This window comes from Pseudoalteromonas sp. J2K-J031, from assembly GCF_058197095.2.
Genome location: NZ_CM200279.1, coordinates 1,083,448 through 1,109,490, shown reverse-complemented (window position 1 = coordinate 1,109,490; position 26,043 = coordinate 1,083,448). Strand labels below are relative to the sequence as shown.

The 26,043-nt window shown below is 41.2% G+C and carries 18 protein-coding genes, 1 other RNA gene, 1 pseudogene and 1 CRISPR repeat array; of the genes and pseudogenes, 8 read left to right on the top strand and 12 right to left on the bottom strand.

Annotation, left to right across the window (positions count from 1 at the left end; translation table 11 throughout):
* The first annotated feature begins 259 nt into the window (after positions 1–259).
* On the top strand, positions 260–925 hold the full coding sequence (rnt, locus tag AC3KZC_RS05000; RefSeq protein WP_490579847.1) for a ribonuclease T: 666 nt from the start codon (positions 260–262) through the stop codon (positions 923–925).
* Here the strand turns inward: rnt and AC3KZC_RS04995 are convergent.
* Together AC3KZC_RS04995 and AC3KZC_RS04990 are read right to left on the bottom strand one after the other, a co-directional pair.
* A complete protein-coding gene (locus AC3KZC_RS04995; protein ID WP_490579848.1) occupies positions 922–2,547 on the bottom strand; it encodes a FapA family protein in 1,626 nt (541 codons plus the stop codon). The two genes, rnt and AC3KZC_RS04995, sit on opposite strands and share 4 nt — an antisense overlap.
* A 180-nt stretch (positions 2,548–2,727) precedes the next feature.
* The gene (locus tag AC3KZC_RS04990) at positions 2,728–4,347 is read right to left on the bottom strand and encodes a methyl-accepting chemotaxis protein (RefSeq protein ID WP_490579849.1); all 1,620 of its coding nucleotides are present in this window, start codon (positions 4,345–4,347) and stop codon (positions 2,728–2,730) included.
* A gap of 180 nt (positions 4,348–4,527) precedes the next feature.
* On the opposite strand from AC3KZC_RS04990, the gene AC3KZC_RS04985 reads away from it, so the two are divergent.
* The 6 genes and pseudogenes from AC3KZC_RS04985 (at position 4,528) to AC3KZC_RS04960 (ending at position 8,239) form a co-directional block, all read left to right on the top strand.
* Complete coding sequence (locus AC3KZC_RS04985) at positions 4,528–5,601, top strand: porin (protein ID WP_490579850.1); 1,074 nt, start codon at positions 4,528–4,530, stop codon at positions 5,599–5,601.
* A 12-nt stretch (positions 5,602–5,613) separates the two neighbouring features.
* On the top strand, positions 5,614–6,030 hold the full coding sequence (locus AC3KZC_RS04980; protein WP_490579851.1) for a type 2 periplasmic-binding domain-containing protein: 417 nt from the start codon (positions 5,614–5,616) through the stop codon (positions 6,028–6,030).
* A gap of 225 nt (positions 6,031–6,255) precedes the next feature.
* Positions 6,256–6,610, top strand: a transfer-messenger RNA (tmRNA) gene (gene ssrA, locus AC3KZC_RS04975).
* A 228-nt stretch (positions 6,611–6,838) separates the two neighbouring features.
* On the top strand, positions 6,839–7,003 hold the full coding sequence (locus tag AC3KZC_RS04970; RefSeq protein WP_490579852.1) for an integrase arm-type DNA-binding domain-containing protein: 165 nt from the start codon (positions 6,839–6,841) through the stop codon (positions 7,001–7,003).
* A 91-nt stretch (positions 7,004–7,094) separates the two neighbouring features.
* Positions 7,095–7,550 (top strand): annotated as a pseudogene (locus AC3KZC_RS04965) (tyrosine-type recombinase/integrase); the annotation flags it as partial.
* 410 nt (positions 7,551–7,960) lie between these two features.
* Complete coding sequence (locus AC3KZC_RS04960) at positions 7,961–8,239, top strand: helix-turn-helix domain-containing protein (RefSeq protein ID WP_490579853.1); 279 nt, start codon at positions 7,961–7,963, stop codon at positions 8,237–8,239.
* Between the two features lie 109 nt (positions 8,240–8,348).
* Here AC3KZC_RS04960 and AC3KZC_RS04955 read toward each other — a convergent pair whose 3' ends face one another.
* The 8 genes from AC3KZC_RS04955 to cas3 all read right to left on the bottom strand — a co-directional run bounded on the left by AC3KZC_RS04955 (position 8,349) and on the right by cas3 (position 21,236).
* Complete coding sequence (locus AC3KZC_RS04955) at positions 8,349–8,717, bottom strand: hypothetical protein (RefSeq protein ID WP_490579854.1); 369 nt, start codon at positions 8,715–8,717, stop codon at positions 8,349–8,351.
* A gap of 179 nt (positions 8,718–8,896) precedes the next feature.
* A CRISPR array of direct repeats spans positions 8,897–13,076; the repeat unit is 32 nt; unit sequence GTTTCAATCCACGCGCCTGCGTGAGGCGCGAC.
* A 175-nt stretch (positions 13,077–13,251) separates the two neighbouring features.
* Complete coding sequence (gene cas2 / locus AC3KZC_RS04950; protein ID WP_490579855.1) at positions 13,252–13,545, bottom strand: CRISPR-associated endonuclease Cas2; 294 nt, start codon at positions 13,543–13,545, stop codon at positions 13,252–13,254.
* Positions 13,546–13,557: 12 nt separating this feature from the next.
* The gene (gene cas1c / locus AC3KZC_RS04945) at positions 13,558–14,589 is read right to left on the bottom strand and encodes a type I-C CRISPR-associated endonuclease Cas1c (RefSeq protein WP_490579856.1); all 1,032 of its coding nucleotides are present in this window, start codon (positions 14,587–14,589) and stop codon (positions 13,558–13,560) included.
* Positions 14,586–15,209: a CRISPR-associated protein Cas4 gene (cas4, locus tag AC3KZC_RS04940; RefSeq protein ID WP_490579857.1), complete on the bottom strand. Its 624-nt coding sequence runs from the start codon at positions 15,207–15,209 to the stop codon at positions 14,586–14,588. The genes cas1c and cas4 overlap by 4 nt, the downstream gene beginning before the upstream one ends.
* Positions 15,209–16,102 carry a type I-C CRISPR-associated protein Cas7/Csd2 gene (gene cas7c / locus AC3KZC_RS04935; protein ID WP_490579858.1) on the bottom strand — a complete coding sequence of 298 codons (894 nt, stop codon included), beginning with the start codon at positions 16,100–16,102 and terminating at the stop codon, positions 15,209–15,211. Before cas7c ends, cas4 begins: the two co-directional genes overlap by 1 nt.
* A gap of 16 nt (positions 16,103–16,118) precedes the next feature.
* Positions 16,119–18,044 (bottom strand): type I-C CRISPR-associated protein Cas8c/Csd1, encoded by a 1,926-nt coding sequence (gene cas8c, locus AC3KZC_RS04930; protein ID WP_490579859.1) that lies wholly within the window; start codon positions 18,042–18,044, stop codon positions 16,119–16,121.
* The gene (gene cas5c, locus AC3KZC_RS04925; RefSeq protein ID WP_490579860.1) at positions 18,041–18,751 is read right to left on the bottom strand and encodes a type I-C CRISPR-associated protein Cas5c; all 711 of its coding nucleotides are present in this window, start codon (positions 18,749–18,751) and stop codon (positions 18,041–18,043) included. Before cas5c ends, cas8c begins: the two co-directional genes overlap by 4 nt.
* Before the next feature lie 31 nt (positions 18,752–18,782).
* Entirely contained in the window at positions 18,783–21,236 is a 2,454-nt protein-coding gene (cas3, locus tag AC3KZC_RS04920) for a CRISPR-associated helicase Cas3' (RefSeq protein ID WP_490579861.1), read from the bottom strand.
* 605 nt (positions 21,237–21,841) lie between these two features.
* On the opposite strand from cas3, the gene AC3KZC_RS04915 reads away from it, so the two are divergent.
* A complete protein-coding gene (locus AC3KZC_RS04915) occupies positions 21,842–23,470 on the top strand; it encodes a B12-binding domain-containing radical SAM protein (RefSeq protein ID WP_490579862.1) in 1,629 nt (542 codons plus the stop codon).
* A 298-nt stretch (positions 23,471–23,768) separates the two neighbouring features.
* On the opposite strand, the gene AC3KZC_RS04910 is transcribed toward AC3KZC_RS04915, so the two are convergent.
* Both AC3KZC_RS04910 and AC3KZC_RS04905 read right to left on the bottom strand, forming a co-directional pair.
* Positions 23,769–24,737: an FHA domain-containing protein gene (locus AC3KZC_RS04910; RefSeq protein WP_490579863.1), complete on the bottom strand. Its 969-nt coding sequence runs from the start codon at positions 24,735–24,737 to the stop codon at positions 23,769–23,771.
* 118 nt (positions 24,738–24,855) lie between these two features.
* Entirely contained in the window at positions 24,856–25,758 is a 903-nt protein-coding gene (locus AC3KZC_RS04905; protein ID WP_490579864.1) for a GGDEF domain-containing protein, read from the bottom strand.
* Positions 25,759–26,043: the final 285 nt, after the last annotated feature.

Here is a 26,043-nt window from a genome sequence, read left to right as displayed (position 1 = left end):
ACTCTATTCCAAATAAGTTCTAACATCACGTCGAAAAAACATGATAGGACTAAAAACAATAGCAATTATTGCGCCAACTTTACCTCTCAAACAGTTAAAATTTGACATCATCTACCCACACAGGACAACTAGGCAGCCTTAATCAATAAAAGTACACCAGAGCGAATTTAACAAAGTATGATTAAATTTTTCCTTTAGGTGGTAATTAACGCTAGTTTTTTGACATAATACCCGCCCTTTATTCGATTGACAGTTTATTATGGCTCAAACACAGCAAACATTACTCGCCAAACGCTTTCGCGGCTTTTTTCCTGTTGTCATCGATGTTGAAACAGCTGGTTTTAATAATCAAACTGATGCCTTGCTTGAAATAGCAGTGACAACCTTAAAAATGGATGATGAAGGCGTTTTATCCCTTGATAAAACATTGCACTTTCACATTTCACCATTTGAAGGTGCTAACATTGAACAAGCAGCCATTGAATTTAATGGTATTGACCCATTTAGTGCTTTGCGTGGTGCTGTTGAAGAAAGCGTTGCGTTTAAAGAAATTTGCAAATTTGTAAGTAAATCTCAAAAAGACGCAGGTTGCCAACGTTCAGTGATCGTGGCGCATAATGCATCGTTTGATCAGGGCTTTGTCAATGCAGCCGTTGAGCGCTGCAAAATAAAACGCACGCCATTCCATCCTTTTGTCAGTTTTGATACCACATCATTAGCAGGTTTAGCGCTTGGCCAAACAGTGCTTGCAAAAGCGTGTATTGCAGCTGGCATTGAATTTGATAATAGCCAAGCACATAGTGCGGTTTATGATACAGAACGCACCGCTGAGTTATTTTGTTTTATTGTTAATAAATGGCAGACTCTTGGTGGTTGGCCCATTATTAATCAGCAAGAAGAGGCCAATGAGCAAGACGTTAATTAAAACGTCTGCGTAATTTTACCTTCACTCATGCGTAATAAATGTGGTGGATAAATACGACTGAAAATTTTGTTATCGCGCGCAATTTGTAACTCAACCCCTGGGTGCATCAACTCATTGATTGTCACCCTACTATTTTTAAGCAAACTATTGAGCTTACCCTTTAAAATTTCTTTATTGCGATAAACATGTTTCAACTTTAATAATAATTGCTCATCGCTGGCAGTAATTTTATTTAAATACTGTTGTTTTTGTTGTTTAGAAGGTATTTTTTCGGCTTTTTTTCGTGCTTGACGAAGTGCTGAGGATTTTGCATTTAACGCTTTTTCAAGTTCGGATAACTGGCTCTGCTTTTCTCTTAATTCATGCCAATATTGACCAATACACACTTGTGTTCGAGTTCCTGATGGCGCCCCGAGCTCTCCGGTCTCAACCCGCAACGCGTTCAGTATTTTTCCACCAATTATTTTACCTCGGGGTTTATCTCCTTTGCCAACTCGAATTAAACGCCCAGCAGATAACTCACAATGCAACACTTGCCTATCTATCATTAAATCTTGATTACTGAATATTTGGCTATATTGTGCATACCCTAATGAAATCGAGCCTTTTCCCTTAATTACGCAGGTAAACTCATCGTTCTCTTCACATTTTCTACCAATTGCGCCATTAACAATTGTGATCACTGAATCTGACTCTACAACCGCAGACTCGACAAACCCCATCACGGTAATATCACCACTGGCTTTCACTCTCATACCATCTTTAATATCACCCGATACAATAATACTTCCATCAAATTCAACATGGCCCGTTGTCACATCGATATTGTCATAACAAATAACATCATCAACCCGCATACCACGAGATAAAGCGACAGGTACACCCACAGCGGCAGCAACCAGCACATTTGGATTATTTGGATCAATTGTTGTTCCATCCATCACCATTAAGCTGAAATCTCGACCCGGCTTAGCTATTAACTCATCACCAAAAACAGTAAAACCATCTTCACCTTTGGTTGGTGGGATACGCTGCATAAGTGGCGCACCAGGATTTACAGTAATGATTGCGCCTAAATCACGCATATCTACTTTTCCATCGGCTTGCACCTGCGGACTTAAAATACGATCTTGGGCTGTGGCGCATAAACGGACAAAACGAGTATCATCACCATCTTTGGCTCTGCGCCCGTGGGCAATAATCGCGCTATAACTATCTCCGGCTCTGGTTTCAAATTGTCGACCTAAAAAGTCTTCAATGGCCCTTCCACTGACCCCTTTTTGAACACCAGCATTAATTATGGCCTCTTTGACAATTTCAAATGTGGCAATATTTCCACCTTGAGCAGCAATAAACGTTGCCTGAGCACTCATATTCGTTTCATCTACCCGAATAGAGACTGTTGCATCAACTGCTTTGGCGATAACAAAAGGAGGATTAAGAGATAGCTTAGTGTCTGTAAACAGAGTGCGTATAAATGCTAAATCAATTTGGAACTCACAATATGAAGATGCATCTATAGCTTCTAATAATTGTGATGCCGATGCAGGAAAGCCTGTTTTTACAGGGTGCTGTAGTAATTCAACCGTTCTAGATTGTTCATTAAACTCAAACAAAGACATTAGCAACCTACTTCTATACTCAAGGGCTAAATTGTTTTAACAATTCGTTAAATCATTATTTGAGCATAAGTTTAATTAAATGTTAAGCGTTAGTTTCTCACTAACATTTAAATACAAAGGTGAGTTCAAACAAATAGTTAGAACTCACCCTAAAGTAGTAAAGCCAGTTGATTATACTTTTTACAGCTCAAATTTTGATGTTGCATCAAGTAAATTATCAGACAAACTATGTAAGTTTGTTGCGACTTGTCGCACCTGCGCCAACGATTGTAACGTATCTTCAAACGAACGATGCATGTTTGATACATTCTCAACCACCATGGCAGCGACTGATGTTTGCTCTTCAGTTGCGGCTGCAATCTGGGCATTCATACCATTAATCGCCAAGATTTGATCTGAAATTTTCTTAATTGAACCACCCGTTTGCTGTGCAGCATCGGCATTATTTTTTGCCATATCTCGAGCGGTATTCATCGCACTCACAGACACATTAGCAGCACCAGTCAACGCAGTTAATAACTCTCTAATTTCATTTGTTGATTTTGCGGTACGAGAAGCAAGCTCTCGGACCTCATCGGCTACAACGGCAAAACCACGACCTTGCTCACCTGCACGAGCAGCTTCTATCGCGGCATTTAATGCCAGTAAATTTGTTTGCTCCGCAATTGCTGTAATCACATTTAAAATTTGGCTTACATTTTTTGTATCATTGGCTAATTTATCAATCGTTGCAGAAGCACTATCTATTTCATTACTTAATGCCTGAGATGTCTCTACTGATAATTTAATTTGCCTTAAACTTTGCTCAACTTCTTTTTCAGCTGTTTGAGCAGCATGAGCTGCACTTGCTGCTGAAGAAGAAATATCACCAACACTTTGCTTCATTTCTTCCATGGATTGGCGAACAACCTCTGCATCGCTACTTTGTTGATTTGTAGCTTTTTCTGCTTTTTCCATACCTTGCACTAATCGGGTGGAGTTTTCCATTAACGGCTCAACAACAGCCATAATGTTTAAAACTGCAGCTTTTAAGAGTGCCATAAACCCATTAAAGTTAATCGATACCTGACCGATTTCATCGTGCGAACGCACAGCTAACTGCGAGCTTAAACTACCACCACCATTGGCTAATAATTCAAGAGACCTTGCTGCGTCACTTGCTGAATACCCAATCCCTCTGGCAATAAACACAGCCAAAATAACTAAACCAAGCAACATGACACTACTAATTGTTAGCATCATAACAAGCGCATCCTTAGAACGATTTTGTGTCGCTTGTATCAGTTCAATAAAACGTGCATCCGCTTTTGCATCGATTGCTTTGAAACTTTCAAGCAATCCCTCGTATTTTTTCGATTTTTTTTGCGCGTCTTGCTGAATTTTTGAAAAATCAGCACTGCCATTAATCATATCATTGGCTATTTGCCCTGAGATGGCGGCGTAATTTTCAAGTTGACTCGCTTCTTGCCCTTGGTAGCTTTTATCTAATAACGCTAACTGCGTTAAATTCTCGTTTATCTTTGTCGCTGTTTCTTGGGCTTTTGACACTAAATCAGCATCGCCAAAAGTAACTGCTTGGGTATAAAGTTCATCGAGTTTTTCAAGTAAAAATTTATTCGCCGTAGCTAATTGCACCACTTTAAAAGTCGATGCTTCAAGCTCCTTTAATGCTGTTTCGTTATCTTGTATTGCGTTGTAATTAATGACAGATGAAATTATAAAAATTAAAACAGCAATACTTGTAATGGCATGTATTTTTTTTGTAATACTTAAATTATTGAAGCCAAACCCTGCAGACATAGACGCGATCCTCAAATTAACATTTCGTAACTAAAGTCTTAACTCTTCTAAAGGTAGTTTATTAGGACACTATTACTATAATAATTCTAATATTTTTATCCATTTACTCGATTTTTTTCAACAATAGCTATACTTCAGTTTGCGTAAAGCAAGCCATATTATCTAAATCGGGGATAAAATATGAAGACAACACTCGCACTTGCAGTACTTGCAGCCCTTTCTACATCGTTGCATGCTGAAGTCAATATCACAGGTTTTGCCAGCGTTAACGCCGGTAAAGTATTAAGCGGAGATGGGGTACCACAATATGATGTACCACCCACTTTTTTAGCTGACTACCCAATTGTTAGCGCCTACACTGATGAGTTCAGTTTTGAACCTGAATCACTCTTTGGCCTTCAAGTTAAAGCTGATTTATCAGAAGGCTTATCAGCCACAGCGCAAATAGTGGCGAGGGGAGCCGAAAATTTCGACGCAACGTTCGAATGGGCTTATCTTTCTTACGAAATTAATGACCGCTGGACAATTCAAGCAGGTAAAAAACGCCTACCATTGTTTTATTATTCTGATTTTTATGATGTTGGTTATGCGTATGTATGGATGCGTGCGCCTGCAGATAATTACACATGGCAAATTTTTAACTACAACGGCATCAATTTACTCTACAACGGCTCAATAGGTGATTGGTCTTTATCGGCTAACATTTATGGAGGTCGTGAAGACGATGAAGATAATAAGTTACTTTCTGAGTTTTTCTTCAAAGAAAAGACTCGTGAAATTTGGAAAGACATTTTAGGCGGCGTGGTAACCGTCAGTAATGATTGGCTAGAAATCCGTGCCACTCATATGATGTACACAAATGAACGTTACGATGCATCGGGTAATAAGGTCACATGGGATGGCAAAGATTACCGAGATGGTAAATTTTACGGCTTAGCAATGAATGCTGACTTTGGTAACTTATTTGTCTTGTCGGAACTTAACCGCCTAGATTTAGATGGTAATCTTGACACTTGGATGCTCAGTATGGGCTATCGATTTGATGGTATAACACCTTATATTTCCTATGCTGATTTCGGTCAAGAAGGCGAGGATGGCGAAGACCACAATACAACCTCAATTGGTTTACGCTGGGATTTTCATTCATCTGCCGCATTCAAAGTTCAATATGATATTGTCAAAGACAATTCTTATAGTCTTGCGGTAGCTGGCGACAGTAAATCACTAACATTTGGCGTAGACTTAGTATTTTAATGGGAGCTTCACATGAATATTAAACAATTAATAGTGGCGATTAGTTTAACGACCACTTCAATGCTCACATTTGCTGATGTAGCCGTTATCGTTCACCCATCTAATAACAACGCACTTGACGCTGATACCATTGCAAAAATATATACCGGAAAAGTGAAGTCATTCGATGATGGGAGTAAAATTATAGCGATTGCACTGGATTCAGGTAATCCTATAGCTGATGAATTCAATGATAAAGCATTAAAAAAATCATCAAGCCAACTTAAGGCTTATTGGTCAAAACTTGTTTTCACTGGTAAAGGCACCCCACCTAAAGAAGTGGCTAATGACGCCGAAGTCATCAGCTTAGTCGCTTCAAACCCAAATACTATTGGATTTATTTCAGCCTCAGCAGTCGATGGCAGTGTCAAAGTAGTTCAATCCTTTTAATCAAAACCAATAAAAAAGCAGCTATGTTGCTGCTTTTTTATTTTTATAAGCCCAACAAACAACTCCTAGATTACTTTTTGTACATTAAATTAATTTAATCTCTTAGAAACCATATTAACTAAGTTAATTGCTTGTGCGTAAAAGAAATTGTGCGTTATACTTGCGCTGTCGAGTCACATTAATAGTTTATTAAAAAATGTGACAACATCTAACTGAATTTATTCAGGGGCTGATTAGGATTCGACGGAATTCAAGAAGCCTTAGGTGCATGTCGAGGTGCGGTTTGCCTCGTAAAAAAGCCGCATTTAAAGTAATCGCAAACGACGATTCTTACTCTCTAGCAGCTTAGGCCGCTAGCGCTCCTCCCATGTATTCTTGTGGACTGGATTTTGGAGTGTCACCCTAACACCTGATCGCGACGGAAACCCTGGCCGGGGTTGAAGCGTTAAAACTAAGCGGCCTCGCCTTTGCTTATCGTGTTCGTCCGAGATTCAAAGGTTAACTAATAGACGATACTAAACATGTAGGACCGAAGGTCGACGCTTTCCGGACGGGGGTTCAAATCCCCCCAGCTCCACCACTTTAGGTTCTTAAATTAAATTTTAAGAACCGATAAAGACCCGCAACGCTAGAGAAATCAAGCATTGCGGGTTTTTTTATATCTTTTTTAATCCTATAAAGTTTATTCATAGCCAGTGTTTTTCGTACCTTCCTGGGTACCACATGCACCTATCGACAAAATATTGTGGTACCAAAATCAACTCAACCCTTATATCTAAAGGCTTCTAAAGCATGGTACTAAGAAAATATGACTAAAATTGTAAAACCATTAAACGACAAGCAAATAAAACAGGCCAAAGCACTCGAAAAGGAATATAGCCTTTCTGATGGCCCAGGACTCCAATTGGTAATTAGGCCAAATGGTACCAAAACATGGCTATTTAAGTACTACAGACCCTTTTCTAAAAAGTAAACCAATATCAGCTTTGGTCAATATCCGCTCATTTTTTTAGCTGGTGCAAGAAAGAAACGTGAAGATGCTAGAGCATTACTTGCAAACTATCAATACCGCGAGTATTAAACTGACCACCCGCTGTTTAATTGAATGGCAGCTTCATAACATGACACGACCCAGTGAAGCCGCAGGCGCTAAATGGGATGAAATCGACTTTGAAAAACAAGTGTGGCTTATTCCTGCCCAGCGAATGAAAAAGAATAAATCACACGAAATCCCCCTCACCCCGCAAGCACTTGGTTTGCTTGAAGCTATCAGACCACTCAGTGGTCATCGTGAGTATATTTTTCCGGCAGATAGAAATCCGCGCAGTCATACCAATGAGCAAACAGCGAATGCAGCATTAAAACGAATGGGGTTTAAAGATCGGCTGGTGGCGCATGGCCTTCGTGCACTCGCCTGTACCACACTGAATGAACAAGGTTTTGATCCTGATATTATCGAATCTGCCCTCGCCCACATAGACAAAAACGAAGTACGCCGTGCATACAATCGTTCAGCCTACTTAACCTGAGCTTTGGTTAAGAGATTTACTAACGTATTGATATTGAATTGGTAAATATTTTTTCAAGTCTGTAGCCGGAAACTTTTAAGGATAACAAGGCGAATTTACGCGTCAATAGCTGGCCTATTGTAAGTAAATTCAACGCCGTTAGCGTTGAAAGTAGCCGCTGGAGATAAATTTATTATCCAGAGCTCAGGTTACTTAGAGCGCAGACGTAAAATGATGCAATGGTGGTCAGAACACATCGAACAAGCAGCAACAGGCAATATGAGCCTTGCAACATCTTCGGTTCATTTAAGAGCCGTTTAACATGGCACGCTAAATTCACCGATACTGGTGAATTTAGAGTGGTTAACAATTTTCGATGCAATAAATCACCGTTATCGGTGATTTATAACGTAAGTAAGATAATGACAAAATCAATTAAAGTAACGCATGTGCCAGACACATTAGTCATTAGTTCACCAGACATTTTAGGGCAACTCGTTCGCGCTAAACGTACCAGTTTAGGTTTGAGATTAGAAGACTGTGCATCGCTGTGTGATATAGGGATCAATACCCTTTCCCGCATTGAAAATGGTAACAAGAACACAACAATCAACGCTATTTTTAAAGTCTTACAGGGTTTGGGTATTCAGCTATCAAATACTGACCCATCAGCCAACAAACAAAATGATCCTTGGGTATGATTATGGCTTATTCTCTCAATGCCTATCAGCTCGCTGAGTTTCTTGGTTATCATCCTGCTCGTGTGAGCTTTTATTGTGATCAGTCATTACATATTCCTTGTAGTTAAAATCAATACACCACGCCATGCTTTTTGCTTGCACAGCCTTGGCAAATATCAGCGTCATGCATATGCCCTACTGCATGCCTAAAACCGCACTCAATACACACCCAAAAATAACGTTTTCTTTTTAATGCCTTAAGTCGCACAGCAATAATTTGGTGTGCGTTACTATCAATTGAAATATGCGTTACAGGCTGCCAAACCGCCACTAAATCATGCGACCCTTGCCATTCGATACTTGCAACTTCGATAACAATTTCATCAAGCTCCTTTTGAGCCCGCGTGTATTCCACCAGCAACTCAAGTTCATTAGCCTGCATTGACTGGGTATGATCATCGGGGTCAATAATTAGAGGGACGCTAGGTAAAAAGTCCATTTTTATTCCTTATAATTTATATAAAACTTAACGCTAAAAATGCTAATTCTGTGCGGTTCAGCCCCCGTGAGTACGGGGAACAAGATCATCCCAATCGATAGGATTTCCGTTGAATCGGTTCAGACCCGTGAGTTAAGGGAATACAACCCTTTATAGTAGAGCCCTCACAGAACATTACAACTTCAATCCACGCGCCTGCGGGAGGCGCGACGGCTATCAATATTTTATCTAAATGATTGGCTTTTAGTTTCAATCCACGCGCCTGCGGGAGGCGCGACAACAATCAACGTTAATCAACATTGTGGCCCTTATGTTTCAATCCACGCGCCTGCGGGAGGCGCGACTCATGCGCTGAAAAATATATCGAAACTTTACCCGTTTCAATCCACGCGCCTGCAGGAGGCGCGACTATCTCAACTACTTTCATGTGATGCTGCTGAATAGTTTCAATCCACGCGCCTGCGGGTGGCGCGACAAAATCATTATTGAAGATAGCTACAAAGTTGAAGTTTCAATCCACGCGCCTGCGGGAGGCGCGACGCATAATCGGTTTCAATTGCCTCTATCATTTCTTGTTTCAATCCACGCGCCTGCGGGAGGCGCGACTATGGCAAAACCATTCGCAGAGCTGTATGGCGTGTTTCAATCCACGCGCCTGCGGGAGGCGCGACTGCGCAAAAGCGCGACGAACTGCAAAAATTAGAGCTTGTTTCAATCCACGCGCCTGCGGGAGGCGCGACTTTTCAGCCATCTGCCCATAATGCAGGGCTTTAAAGTTTCAATCCACGCGCCTGCGGGAGGCGCGACAAGCGCGGGGATACCAGTCACAAAAGAGCAAATAGTTTCAATCCACGCGCCTGCGGGAGGCGCGACAGCGTGCTTGGTGCGGTGCTTAGCGACATGCCGTGTTTCAATCCACGCGCCTGCGTGAGGCGCGACGAGTTTTGGTAATCCATCAGCTTAACGCCATCAGTTTCAATCCACGCGCCTGCGTGAGGCGCGACGCGACATATCTTTTGGATGACCAATATTGTCAGATGTTTCAATCCACGCGCCTGCGTGAGGCGCGACCATTGCTGTAATGGGTGAACCATCGGCATTTTCGGTTTCAATCCACGCGCCTGCGTGAGGCGCGACTAAGAATACACCACTGCAAATGAGCGAAGTGAGTGTTTCAATCCACGCGCCTGCGTGAGGCGCGACCTATCTGATTTAGGTTACACATATCAATGTTATGTTTCAATCCACGCGCCTGCGTGAGGCGCGACATTCTCAAATGTTTAAAGTTCTTACAACTCATGAAGTTTCAATCCACGCGCCTGCGTGAGGCGCGACTGAGTCATCTAATTTAATCGGTGATCCCGCGTGGTTTCAATCCACGCGCCTGCGTGAGGCGCGACCAAATTAACCAAGCCGATACTAAAAAAAATGAGGTTTCAATCCACGCGCCTGCGTGAGGCGCGACAGGGCTGTATCCCATCTATTGGAGCTCTTAAATTGTTTCAATCCACGCGCCTGCGTGAGGCGCGACGGGGCAGTAAGAAAGACTACTCAGCCAAGTGTAGTTTCAATCCACGCGCCTGCGTGAGGCGCGACGTAAGAAGTAATCCCCTGCATCTGAACCAGTAATGTTTCAATCCACGCGCCTGCGTGAGGCGCGACACAAGAGCGAGGGAAATCAGGAATACGTGTGTAAGTTTCAATCCACGCGCCTGCGTGAGGCGCGACTGCTTAAACCCTGAGCCAAACCTGACATTGCTAGTTTCAATCCACGCGCCTGCGTGAGGCGCGACTGTTAGCGGTTTAAATAATCTCAATAAATCAAATGTTTCAATCCACGCGCCTGCGTGAGGCGCGACAGCGATTAATATCTGAATTTAGAACTATGGAAGGTTTCAATCCACGCGCCTGCGTGAGGCGCGACTCAAGCATGCTGTAATCAATGCTGCTGAAATTAGTTTCAATCCACGCGCCTGCGTGAGGCGCGACATAATCCAAATGATTCCCAAGCTGATCCGTCATAGTTTCAATCCACGCGCCTGCGTGAGGCGCGACTTGGTCTTATTAAATAAGCCGCTTTCCATATCCTGTTTCAATCCACGCGCCTGCGTGAGGCGCGACGCGGGGCTAAATCCGGGCGAGTGTTTTTTGTTTGTTTCAATCCACGCGCCTGCGTGAGGCGCGACACAGTTTAAACACCCAGCAATACCCGATTGAACTGTTTCAATCCACGCGCCTGCGTGAGGCGCGACCTCGCAGCCTGATCAGACAAACACCCAGTACGCGTTTCAATCCACGCGCCTGCGTGAGGCGCGACTTTTCAGCGCGCTATGCAGCTCAATGTTTTTTGGTTTCAATCCACGCGCCTGCGTGAGGCGCGACGTTGTATCGCAAGGCAACGTAGCGAACGTGGTAGTTTCAATCCACGCGCCTGCGTGAGGCGCGACGTAATCATTAGCAAAGCCGCCCGTAGCTTTATTCGTTTCAATCCACGCGCCTGCGTGAGGCGCGACTAACTTAAAGAATGGTATTTCAATAATCTGTCATGTTTCAATCCACGCGCCTGCGTGAGGCGCGACACATCACGACCTGAAATTCGTCGGGTTTTTTATGCGTTTCAATCCACGCGCCTGCGTGAGGCGCGACAGATCTCATTGATATGATTAGTCTTATCGTATTTGTTTCAATCCACGCGCCTGCGTGAGGCGCGACCAAGATTTTCATTCCCTCGGTTATGCCTACCCTGTTTCAATCCACGCGCCTGCGTGAGGCGCGACGATTTTACAAGACAATACGTTCCTAGCAGTCTTTGTTTCAATCCACGCGCCTGCGTGAGGCGCGACGTAACAACTATCAAGGCAAGGTTGTTTATAAAGATGTTTCAATCCACGCGCCTGCGTGAGGCGCGACAACAAACCCAATTACTTCAAACCTAACTTCTCTCGTTTCAATCCACGCGCCTGCGTGAGGCGCGACAGCTGATATTAATGCAATTTGGCGCAGACGTTGCGTTTCAATCCACGCGCCTGCGTGAGGCGCGACGTATTGTTGATAGGTTCGCCGCCATCTTCGCATGGTTTCAATCCACGCGCCTGCGTGAGGCGCGACTTCATGATTTTGTCTGTTAGCTCATCATCGAGTTGTTTCAATCCACGCGCCTGCGTGAGGCGCGACCGTATTTAGTAACAAACAAAGGTGAACCTTTCTCGGTTTCAATCCACGCGCCTGCGTGAGGCGCGACCATAACGATTGAAGATTGACTAAAGTGCTGGAATGTTTCAATCCACGCGCCTGCGTGAGGCGCGACTCTTGCTCTGCAAGCTCATCTAATCCATAAGATAGTTTCAATCCACGCGCCTGCGTGAGGCGCGACTGTTTATTTAACTAACATTAGACCAACGTTCGATGTTTCAATCCACGCGCCTGCGTGAGGCGCGACTCAAACGGACGAAACAAAACAAAATCAAACTCAAGTTTCAATCCACGCGCCTGCGTGAGGCGCGACAAGGACGAATAAAAAATTTATAAAACATGCCTGGTTTCAATCCACGCGCCTGCGTGAGGCGCGACTAATCCAAGTTATGTACCATCTATCCCTATGACTGTTTCAATCCACGCGCCTGCGTGAGGCGCGACAAAGCTTTGGATTTATCGCACGTAAACAAGACGCTGTTTCAATCCACGCGCCTGCGTGAGGCGCGACGACCACACCGGCTAATTCTTTCGAATTTGCAGAGGTTTCAATCCACGCGCCTGCGTGAGGCGCGACTAATCTAATTTAAATTTGTTTTTATTTTTATATGTTTCAATCCACGCGCCTGCGTGAGGCGCGACCTGTAAAACCAAAATTAAAGGTTGATGATATTGCGGTTTCAATCCACGCGCCTGCGTGAGGCGCGACCTTTATTCTAAATCATCTGGTAAGCATCAACATAGTTTCAATCCACGCGCCTGCGTGAGGCGCGACTTTATTCTAAATCATCTGGTAAGCATCAACATAGTTTCAATCCACGCGCCTGCGTGAGGCGCGACTAAAATTAGCTAAGTCACCTTCAATTAAAGACGTGTTTCAATCCACGCGCCTGCGTGAGGCGCGACGGTGTAGTTCACCGTACTTTTCGGCAAATTTTAGTTTCAATCCACGCGCCTGCGTGAGGCGCGACCGGATATTAAACGTTGTTCGAATTCATTAAGTCGTTTCAATCCACGCGCCTGCGTGAGGCGCGACTAACTTGGATTACAAAAAACAGTGTATTGTTGTGTTTCAATCCACGCGCCTGCGTGAGGCGCGACATCAGCAAATAATCAAATTTATAGAAGAGAAATAGTTTCAATCCACGCGCCTGCGTGAGGCGCGACCGCCCTTTTTCAAAGGCAGGCATAATCTAACACAGCCACTTATTTTTCGCTAACCAGTAGTAAACGAACGTAAATATCCTGTGTTAATTTTTACGAATATATCTTTTCTATATTTTTAAAGAACTTAAAACATCGCTAGATCGCCAGCATTTTAATGAGAACTGTGGACTAGCGATTATAAAATAAGGGTATCTCTGAATATGTCTAAGGCGACTTTCGCGCCATGGTGTTCAACTTTGTTATGCCAATTTTTGCCGAGTTTATAAAAACGCAGGCTGTCTACTTCAGGGTCATAAATAGATAAAAGCTTCTCTTTAAAAATAAGCCATTGTGTTGCATCTATTTCACACTCAAATACTGAGTATTGTACGCGAACGCCATAATCTAAACATACTTTTGCTAATTGCCGAAGGCGCTTTTGCCCATCTTCACTAGTAAACGAGACATCGTAAGTGACTAATACCATCATGGTTCATCTTCCTTATTTTTTAATCACAAATGGCGGGTAACTTGCTAAGTCACCACGTAAGTGGCGCGCTAATAACATTGCCTGCACATGAGGTAACAAACCAATTTGTACTTTTTCTTGTAAAAAAGGGTGCATCACTTCTTCTTGCTTTTTAGCTTGATATGCTTGGAACACTTGCTTTCGTGCATCATCTTTTATGGTCACGCCACCTAAACAATCAGTTTCAAAGTCTTTTAAAGTGAGGGTTTGGTTGTTGAACAGCTTTAACGCAATACTATCGACGATATAGGCTCTAAACTCTTCTAAAATGTCGAGGGCTAAACTGTTTCTGCCGGGTCTTTCTTTATGTAAAAAACCTACTTGAGGGTCAAGCCCTACACCTTGCAATGCACCACTTATTTCTTGCCCAAGGACTGAATAGAGTAAAGAAATAACGGCATTGACTGGATCTTTAGGTGGCCTGCGTGTGCGCTTATCAAATAGCTGCTTTTCACCATTGCCTTTGAACATATCAGCAAATGCAGCGAAGTAATGTGATGCAGCTTCACCTTCTAGCCCTAAAATGGTGTCGTAAGCTGTCACGCCTTTAAGTTGCTCAATAATTTGTTTTAAGCGTTCTATGGCTTTTTCGATTTGTGGTGTCGCGGTGTGATTACGTCTAAAACGCAACAGCAACATACGTGATGAACGAATTTTTGCAGCAACAATATGTTTTGCCAGTTCGTTTGCGGTTAACTCATCTACATTAAACTGCTGTCTGCGCAGCAAAACATTACCCGTTTGCTTACCGACAACATTAGCTAAAAAGCGGCCATGCATATCGAAAAAAGCTAAGTGAGTGCCGTTCTCACCACAAAAACCCAACAACTGCGGCGAAACCATAATGTTGCCAAAGCAAAATATACTGCCTATGGAGTGGATTGGCAGCTGCATCAACTTTTGTTTTTCACCTTCTATTTTTTGCTCAATTAACAAGGTTTCTCGTTGTTTGTGTAAATACACGCCGTCTTTGGTGATATAGAGCGAATTTTGCAGCTTTTTCATTCAGCCTCCATGTTAAATAACGTCTCGATATAACGGTTTGAAGCGTCATGTTCAGTTAAGTTTGGTTGGCAAATATCAATGAGTGAGCAAGCCTTACAATGTTTGCCTGTTGTTGGTGCGGGTGTTCTGCCGTTTATGAATAATTGTTGTACTTGTGCTATTAAATCTTTCGTTTGACTTCGCAAGCTTGTGTCGAGTTCGATTTCAATGCGTTTTCGTGTTTGCCAATACCAGAGCGCACCTTGCTTTATTTCAACGTTTAGCATCTCTTCAATGCACATTGCCTGCGCACAGAGTTGCACTTTATCTATGTCGTTAGTTTTTGGCTTACCGCGTTTGTATTCAACAGGAATAAATTGATTATTGGCTTTATAGTGTTCAAGCAAATCGAGTTTGCCTGTTAAGCCTAAAATGGGCGCAGTCACCACTACGCCACGTTCAAAACGCACGCCTTTGCGCGTTTCAGGCTCGCCATTGTCTACCCGCTCGTGCAACTGCCTGCCATGTGCGGTTAGGTAGTTTTCTTGCCACACTTGCTCAAGGTGGATCAGCGCACATTGGCGCTGACAAAAAGCAAAATGTTGTAGAGCGGAAATATTGACTAGGCGAGCATCCAACATTAGAAACCTTCGATAACTTCAGGCTCTAAGCCTTGCAATGCACTGACAAGAGAATCGTTAAGTGCCGATGTTTCGAGTGGTAACCCTTTTTCAATATGCTCTCTAAGCGTTTTGTGTACTTTTGCTGACGAATATTGACCTGATTTAGAGTCGTGTTGCCACCATACAAGGTGCGAGATACCCATTGACCCTTCAGGGCGCGCCGATGATGCGTCACCTTCAAACAGTTTTACTAACACATTTTTAATCTTGTCAGCATCTTCATTGGTGAAACCTGTTTTTTCAGCCAATTGTGGTGTCATGGCCCCAAAAGCCACATAAGTTGCTTTGTCTACTCGGTGTTTCATACCCATAGTGTCTGAAGACTTTTTTGTACCATCGCCTTCGCCACTAACACTTTTGGTAATTTGCGTGCTGGTAATGCTCACAGGCTCGATACTAAAAGCGCTTTGAATAGTTACTGGGCCACGAATTGGAATGGATACACCGGCAGCTTCAGTATCACTTGAGTTTTTCTTCTTTTTATCCTTGAAAGCAAATAATTGCCCGAAAGCTCGCACATCAAACCACTTTTCGCAACAAAGCCTTTTAGCTTCATCTATTTCAGTTCTTTTGGGGTCAAATGCCACAGGCCCTAAACCAAATTCTTCAGATTCGGCTCTTTCCTTAAGACTTTTCATACCATCAACTTTCTTGTCATCTGACTGAACAAAAATGCTCTCGCCTGCTTCTTGTAAACGGTCACGAATTTTACGCTTTAAGCACACATCGGTAATTTCACCAAAACCATCGTAGTCTGTACGCGGGCGGTTGCCATTAAGCGGGTCACCATTTGGGTTGGCATTTAATACGTTAAAAATTAATGCAAAATCGATTTTATTTTGTAATGACATAATGATGTTCCTTTTCTTAAACTGTTTCTTCGAGTGATTCTGTGGCTTGCTCAGCTGTAGCTTTTTTAACCCATTGGCCATTTTCAACTTTATGGGTTTCTAGCCACATCATTTGGTTATGAAAACCAAGTAAAAATTCGGGGCTTAGTTTTTGGTTTGAGTTAAAATCAGCAGGTTCAAACATATCGGTAATTTGACTAATTAATGCTTTGGTAGCGCTATCATAACCTCGGTAACTACTAAAAAGTCGCTGTTGATAAGGCTGCAATGCTTGTGCGATATTCAACCAAGTACCGGAAGGTTTATTAACAAATTGCGTCATAAATCGCTCTGCCGTTGTTAAACGGTTTGCTTCGCTACTTGAGAGCGCTATTTTCTCAACCTTATTTGCCACCGCCAGTAAACGACCAAACAAGTAGTCGCGACTGGCATTGTCTTCTCGTAATGCCATTGGGTATTCCTTTTGAATAGTTGAATTAGTTGTGCGGGTATAAAACCCTTTGATCAGTGAGCAGGCGATGCCTAAATTTTGTAACCAATGATCTGATTTACCATTTTTTTCTGGTTTATAAGCAACACGGTTAATTGCGCGATAGAACGCGCTTTGCATGATGTCTTGCGGAATAGGTTTTCCCTCGACAATACACGGGTATAAACGCGTAATAAGGTTTTTCTTCAAGGTATCTGCTGATTTAAGTACGTCGCCGTATACGCCATCAAGCACCCGGTATAAACTCGGGGCACCATAAACCCATTGCCACTGCTCATTGATTTTGACTCTTTGTTGCCAGCCAAGATCACGGTGCCATTGTTCTAATCGCGCCAAAAACTCTTTGGCGATGGTTTCACGGTAATATAAAATGCCCATACGACCTTTAGTTGCAGCGTCTAAGCCTACTAAAGAAATCTGGTCATTATCACTTAGTTGGCCATTCACTTTAAAACCATGAAAATACAGCCTTAATTTTTCAGCATAGAACCGGCCTAAATCTTTACTATGATCTACATTATTAGCAATCACGAGTAAGCTATTGAAATCACTAAAATCTGGCTCAAATAAATCTAACAAGCTTTGCCCTTTTGTGGCCCAGGCTAAGTAAGTTAAAGGTTCCTTTTTCTTTTGAGTTATTTTAATACCTTGCTTTTCAATCAAACAACGCAATGCGTTGTGTGCTTTTTGACTTTCAAAATAACTTAAACCTGTCGCTTGCATGTCATTTGTAAAACGGCCTAAATATGTAAAGCCGTTGTCATCATTCGAAGAAATTATTTTTGCACCATCACTGCTACTACGCAGGAATCTTGGATGACGTGTTGCACATCTAGTATTTTCTCCTGTTATAAAACAAAAGTTACTCGACCCAAACCTAGACTCGTAACCTTGCCAACTTTCAATAATTTCTTTGTCACTTTGCGTTGAAATATCAAGAATTTTTGGAGCTACAACAGCCCAACGAATAAATGTTTTATCAACTTTTATTGGTGTGTTTTTACCCACTTCATTACGGTACTTTATAGGTAATTCAAACAGCTCTGACAGGTCTTTAAAAACAGTTCCTTTTTCTAAATAGCTCCTGATAGCTAGCAATTTTGGAGTGGAATATTCAGAGTTACACCAATCATTCAATTGTTCCATATACGCGTCATACTTTTCCTGTTTCAAATTAGGTAAGTCTTTAGCGATATAACTTAACTCTTCACACAAGGGATGCGGCGCTATTTTAGCTCCTGAACGGTTTGCAGAACTTTCTGTTACGGGTATTAAAGTCTTGGCTTCGTTACCTTCAAGTAACTTAGTTAATGAAGGAATTAGCCTACCTTGCAAATCGATCGCGACTTCAATATGGGCTTGCTTTTTAACATGGCTTACTAACCAGATATCCTCGGGATATTGCTCAACTAATGCTTCATAACTATTTGCTAAAGCCGAAATAAGATTCATATTTCAGTCTCCAGCTTTTCAACAGGTAGCAAATTATTTTCTAATTCAAAATTTTTAGCCGCCATTGCTCTTACAAATTTAGTTTTCAGCTCCTTAGCATCAACCCTAGGATATTCAATTACCCCGTTTTTCATCACACCATGCCAAAAACGACTGACTAACTCATCGTTACCTGTTTCATCGGGGTAACCAAAACTATGAAACATCAAACCAAAACCTAGCTCGTCAATATCGTCGTAAGCACCTTCGCCCTCACCAAATACGCAAGGTTCAACATACCCTTGGCAATCGCGAGTTCCTAAAAAGATGTCTTGTCGTCCGCCTTTTTCAAGCATGCGCTTCGTAATGGCATAATGCTTACCATCGACTCGGTCTTTCGCCAACTCTGGTCGATGTTCATTCCATTCAAAATGCGCTTCAATTTGGTATTCGGCATCGTGCAAAAAGGTGTAATAAGCAAGTTCACTATTACTACTCTCCCACTTCAGAGGTTTTGTGCCTTTGGTTTGAGTGCGTAGTGGTTTAATTACTCTGACTCTATCTACATGCCAAACCAGTGTTGGTTTCCAATAGATTGATTTTAAAACCCCTTTAATCGCCTCGTAGGTGGGAATGTGATAGGTACACTTTTCCCCCCCTACTTTCGTTATGGGGTCGGTAAATAATGCATACCTGCCCCATAATCTAAAACTAATACTGTTTTTCACATGGCTCTCCTTGTTAAAAACATGGTTGCTTTTATAAAATTAAATCTTGCTGAGCGCTCGTCACTTCTAGACTCAAACCAAAATCTTGGCTGTAAAATTCTTCGCTCAAATAAAATACGGCTTCATCTTGTGCTATTGGGTAAACAGCCTGCTGATCAATGAGTTTTTGCCACACATTGGGAAATATATTCACACTGTATTTTTGTGCTGCTTTTAACAAACTGCGATAGCTTGATGCATCGAAGCGTTTATCAAGCGCACATAACTGCGTGATTATGCTTTTGGCTTCTTCATTAAATGGCGCTATTATTGAATGCACAGGTGCATCAATGGCTTTAAACTGTTTTGCAGCCGTCATAAAAGACTGTTTTAAGGTAAATGGCGTTTTATTGATATTTCTTTGATTGCAGCTCAATAAGTTAAGCAAAGTTTGATCTTGCTTCGTCGGGTATGACATCTCTTTGTGACGTTCATAAAAGTAGTACTGGAAATAGCGATTCATTGCCTCAGGTTTAAGCAAGTCTTCTTCAGCAAACTCGGTGAATATACGAGTTGTAGCGGCTATACCTGTTTTAATATCGTGTAGCATACCAACATTTTCTTGTGCAGGATTAAGCACAAACACATGACCTTTTGGCTGCTTACCATTTCGGTTGCAACGCCCTGCTGCTTGGGCGATTGAATCGAGCCCTGCAACAAATCGGATTACGGAGCCAAAATCAACATCCACTCCCGCTTCAATAAGCTGGGTACTAATACACAAAGTTGCCAGTCCACTTGCTAAACGCGCTCTTACTTCATCTAAAATTTGTTTACGATGCGCCGAACACATGCCGGTACTTAAATGAAATAATTTTGTTTCATCTGTAGCTTGGCTTTGCAATGCTTGAAATAAAGTTTTTGCCCACGCTTTGGTATTTACAATCACTAAACAGCTTTTCACGGCTGACAATTGTTGTTGCACTAGCTCAGTGATTTCCGCCTCATTCCAACCATCTTTTTTAGTGAGATTTTTTAAACTCACTCGTTCTAACTGTTGATAGAGCTTGTTGATATTTGGCGTGAGTTCATTTTCAAGTGGTAGCTGCAGTTCACCAAATGCTTGTATTTGCTCGGGTAACTGATTAAGTAACGGTTGAGTGGCAGTGCACATAAGCGCAGTGGTGTTACAAAAGCGCGTTAAATAGTTAATGGTGTTATTGAATAGATGCACACAACGAATAGGGAGTGTTTGAATTTCATCAAATACCAGTACCGCATTGCTTAGTTGATGCATACGCCTTGCCCCACGTGTACCACTTGCAAACATGCTTTCAAGAAACTGCACCATAGTTGTAAGCACTATGGGTTTATCCCAATTTTCACAGGCAAGTTTTGAGCGCCACGTTTGTTGCTCTGGCTCTAAGCTTGAATGATGCTCTAACACCCAATCATCGGTATTCACTTCGTCTAAAACGCCACGAATGGCATTGGCATTTTGTTCGATGATCGAGGTAAATGGGATTATGTAGATAATCCTATCTAGGTTGTGCTTTTGGGCATGATGCAAAGCAAAGCGCAGACTTGCATAGGTTTTACCGCCGCCCGTTGGTACGGTTAAGCTGTAAATACCTGTTTCGTCTTGCGCACGCTGAAAACAATTATCAGATATTTCAGCACGTATATGATCGATTGGATTTACTGGCTTAAACTGTGCGATAAAACTTTCAATTTTACCGCAAGCAAACGCCCAATCAGGTTGTTTAAAACGCTCAAGCTTGTTACTTGGTTGCTCAAAATCAGCACTGTCAATTCGATCAGCATCAATAAGGCAACTGAACAGCATTTTAGTAAACATACCAAGATAGAAATCATGCTCAATTGCTGAAAGCTCGAACTTCTCAAACATACCTTTAAGCTGTTGGCTGCTTTCTAAAATAAACTGAAAACTAGCGAGTGACTTAGCCTGAGCAATTAATTCAGGATCTGCATTTTTAACACATTCATTTTGATGAGTTAGGTCATCTTGCTTTTTTATTCGGTTTGCAAAAACATTCTCATTTTCTGACAAACTATCAATCAGACCACTATGGTGGGAAGCAATACACATGCTGAGTGCTTGGATAACAGCTAAACCATAAGGTGCAAGTGTTTGGTCTTGTTGTTTTAGCTTCACGTAATGAGGAAAAAGAGAATTAATAACCCACTGCGCACCCGCACTTGAGTGGTCAATTTTGCCTTTTAAACTTTTACTCGTTGAGCCTTCGGCGCTTCCCTCATCTTTATCTGGGTTATAACCTGTTTGTTCGGCAATGATAAGGCGCATATAACTTTGGAAGTTTTTGCTATATTTTCCAAAGTCGTGCATCAAACCCAAAAGTTCACCTGCGACTGGGTGCCCTAATTTTCTTGCAAAGATTGATGCTATCTTTGCCACTTCTGAGAGATGCTGTTCTAACGATTGATGATTTTGGCCATCTTTATTGGGGTGTGCAATATAATCCATTACTGTTCTCTAAAATCCGTTTAGGCTTCGACTATATCAAAAAAATAACATAATGAAATTATTCGTTTTTTCATATGTAAAAGATCTTTACATACTCAAAAGAAAACGAGTTTGATCTGGATTATTTATTTGACACGTTGTTATTTTTTAGATTTATATTCAACAAGCAGGGGGAATGGATTATTTCACTCTTTAGTTTAAAAACTCTATTACACTTCATTACACATAGGCTCAAAAAAAGCTATTTGTTTAAATGAACAAATGGCTTGGAGGCTTTGTTTAAACTGACTTACGCCACTTTAATCCATTCAATGTCGCCTCGCTGGTGGAGGTAATTTATGTAGTACTACTCCACCAAACATAAATAAGCCGTTGCTTTTAAAGTAACGGCTTATTTTTTTCATTATTGATTATTACTCCTGCTATCCATTTATTGAGCTTTTTTATATTCAAGGTAAATTTCAATTATCTCCATCTTTAAATAGATTTAGAGACTAAAACATACTGCTGTTGGTCTGCATTTACAGTGAGTAAAATCAGATACTGAATAACGCTCGATTGCTGTATTATTACACTTAGACTTTTTAAGATATGTAAGAACCACTATGGCAATGCAACAATTCGATAATCAGATTTCAGTGATGCAACTCGATGCGGCTGATAAAACACAGCTAACACCAACCAATGGTGTAAAACCTCCTTTTCAAACACAGGATAACGCCTCGTCTAAAATCGTGCTTGCGACGATTAACGCGAAGTATATTCATGCCAGCTTAGGTTTACGTTATTTGTATGCTAATTTAAAAGAGCTGCAAAGCTGCTGCGAAATCAAAGAGTTTGTTATTCAGACTCGCCCTATTGATATTGTTGAGCAAATTTTAGCGGCTAAACCTGAAATTGTCGGTTTTGGTGTTTATATCTGGAATATTATTGAAACAACCAATGTGGTTAGCTTATTAAAAGTGGTCGCGCCTGAAATTAAAGTTGTATTAGGTGGGCCTGAGGTCAGTTATGAATCGGAACAACAAGCAATTGTTGCTGCTGCTGATTATGTGCTGACTGGTGAAGCTGACTTAAGTTTTTATCAATTATGTAAAGATATTTTTAATAAAACAGAGCCTGAACAAAAAATTCTTAAGTCTAAACCTGTTGAATTAAAAGACCTTGCTTTACCTTATGAATATTACACTGATGAAGATTTAAAAAATCGCCTGCTGTATGTTGAAGCATCTCGTGGTTGTCCGTTTAAATGCGAGTTTTGTTTGTCGTCGTTAGACACGGCATCAAACCCGTTTGAACTTGAGTTATTTCTTGAGCAAATGGAAATTCTTTATCAGCGCGGGGCGCGAAACTTTAAATTTATCGATCGTACATTTAATTTAAATATCGCAACCACGATGCAAATCATGCAGTTTTTCTTAGATAAAATGAGTGATGACCTATTTTTACATTTTGAAGTGGTGCCAGATCATTTACCTCGAAAACTTAAAGAGCTACTCACACAATTTCCTGAAGGTAGTTTGCAGTTTGAAGTGGGGATCCAAACCTTTAACCCTGAAGTACAAACCAATATCAGCCGTAAACAAAATAATCCTAAATCAAAAGAAAACTTAATTTGGCTCAAAGATAATACCAATGCACATATTCATGCTGACCTTATTTTTGGTTTGCCAGGTGAAACCTTTGAAACATTCAGAGAAAGTTTTAACGAATTGTATCAGTGTCGCCCGCATGAAATTCAATTAGGTATTTTAAAGCGCCTTAAGGGCAGCCCGATAATCCGCCACACTGAAACATTTGATTTGCGCTTTAATCCTCTGCCACCTTTTAATATTTTAAGTACTGACAGAGTTGATTTTGCGACTATGCAACTTATCAATCGTTTTGCGCGCTATTGGGATATGATTGGTAACTCGGGCCGCTTTAAACATTCTTTGGCCCATATTTTATCTAACAACCCGTTTGATGAATTTATGGCATTGACCAATTGGTTATTTGAAAAGACAGGACAAACTCATCAAATTAACTTAAAGCGTTTGTATGAACTGGTATCACAAGCTGTTGAAGCTCTTTTCCCTGAAAAACATGCGCTGATTATTTCGACCATTGAACTTGATTACGCAGCATCAAAACTTAAAAGCCATTTTGGCACTTTGCAGCTTTATGCAGGTGAACAAACAAAATCGACAGGTCAAAATAAGCTAGCCCAGCGCCAACAGCGCCATATGCTTTAACGTTTAAAATGGTAAGCCGTGTACTTCATCCTACACGTTTAACGAACAAAAAAGCCCAAAGTGTTATAACGTTTTGGGCTTTTAAATTGGGAGACATTAACGTATCGCTTTAATTAACCTGAGCTTTGGTTAAGAGATTTACTAACGTATTGATATTGAATTGGTCAATGTTTTTTCAAGTCTGTAGCCGGAAACGTTTAAGGATAACAAGGCGAATTTACGCGTCAATAGCTGGCCTATTGTAAGTAAATTCAACGCCGTTAGCGTTGAAAGTAGCCGCTATTATCCAGAGCTCAGGTTAATTATGGGCACTTTTTTTAATAGTGACACATGAGCGCCCAGGAGTGCCGCCGCTGATTTCAACCGATTCGAATGCAAATCGCATTTCGCCGGTTCGGCGCTCTACGGCTTGTGGCAAATGCGATGATTTAGGTAACGTACTGATCAATTGCTTTCTAAAGCGATGAATTTGGATGTTTAAATGCGCTTCGCTCTGCCCAACCATTTTGCTCACTAAGTCTTTGTCGAGCCAGCCTTGCTCTGAGTCCCCGATCCCTGCTTGCTTATCTTCTAAACGTTTACGAGCTAAAATGAGTAATAAATAATGGTGGCTACGTTGCCCTAAATCATACTCAAAGTTATCAATTATAAATTTCAAACCGACATGCTCTTCATTTTGGCTTACATCAAAATAAATCGCTAATTGAGACGATTTAGGTAAGTCGATTAAGTTTATCCGATGTGTTTCAGTGCTTGCTTTAGCCTCAATAAAACGCCATCTATCATCTTGAGTTCCGACCACATCGCCCGTTGCTAATACTGAAATACCCGATAGACTTTCACATATCCAGTGGCCATTTGGAGAGAGATATAATGTAATTTCAGGATTATCTTCACTGGGTAATACCGTCAATGCATCCAGCTCGATTTGAGCTAAACCTGCGGTGATAGGAACTAGTAAACTTTTTGGTTGGCTATCACAAGCAACTTTCCAACAATCTGATTCTAAACACGCAAAATGGATTTCATCGCCTTGCGTTAAGCGGTACGTCGCCTCGCGTTGAACACGCTTTCCATTCACATAACTGCCGTTTGTACTCGAATCTTGCAGCAACCACTCTTCACCATCCCAAAAAATAACCGCATGAGTACGCGATACTTCAAGCATGCTTAGTACAGTATGAGATGTCGTAGGATGGCGACCAAACACATGTCGTGTTAATAACGTAACACTTTCAGAGGTGGTTTGATTGATAAGGTGAGCCATAAAAGTTCCTTCTTTGAGTGCGAAAGTTTATATAATAGTGAACTTAATTTTCGGTGTATATTACCAAACATTACAACCATATTGGGTTCTGAAATGGTATAAATTCATTTTGGGACAATTACTTAACCACGGTAAAACAATTTTTACCCTGCTCTTTTGATCTGTAAAGCGCTTTATCGGCACGTTCAAATAAATGGCTAAGTATTTCACCATCACAATAATAAGCCCCCCCCATACTGCAAGCGAGTTTAAACTGCGCGAGTAACGGTTCCGCCTCAACTGCAATGCTGATCCGATTAGCTATCTGAGCGAATAAATCATCATCAACTCCTTTTAAAAGCAGAGTGAATTCATCACCACCAAAGCGGCATATAAAATCGTCTTCACGGCTACATTTTTTCAATACTTGAGCAAAAGTCTTTAGTACTAAATCACCCATCTGATGGCCAAATTGGTCGTTAATCCATTTAAAATTATCTAAATCAATGACCATCAACGCAAAGTTTTTCGATTGCTGCTGGCACTGACTCACCATCAATTTAAATGAATTATCAAACTGATTACGATTGGCTAGGCCTGTTAAATTATCGGTAAGTGCAAGCATTTTCATCGCTTGAAATTCAAGCGCATTTTTTAGAGCCGGCGCCAAAGCTCTCATTAATAGTTGTAATAATTGTTTTTGTTTTAACTGTAATGGATGCTCGAATTCAAGTTCAAGCTGCCCAATGCTCACACCATCAATAGAAAGTTTTTCAACGTGAGAATAAGCACCTATTTGATATAAAACTGAGGGAAACACCTCTGCTTGGTATTTAAAAATAACACCACACAAAGGTAAATAGCGACAAACATGCTGCTTAAAAATAGATAATTGCTGTTCAGGTTGCAGGGTCGTTTGTAATTTAGTGATCAATTGCGCTGATAGTCGCTCTGCACCATGCCTTGTTATTCTATGGTTTAAAACTGGAATTGAATAAGCGAAATTAAAAAGTTTAAAAAAAAGCCAAATATGTGCAGTCATAACGATACTCAAACTTCTGCAAACACCTTTAGGTGAATGCCAAATTTATTATTATTTGCTATGAGAATAATAGTACTGCTTATGAACGCACATTCAAATTACACCCTATTACGCCTGCTTTAAACGCTACGTTCTCTTGCAGTTAAGTAACATTAGAGCTCAGTCAGCATTTACTTTAAAAAGTATCTGGCAACAAAAGTATTACATTTAATTGAAAGTTTCGATATGCAACAATAATTAAAATAAAGAAGAATAAATTTTCAAAAAGGCGTTATCACTCATTAC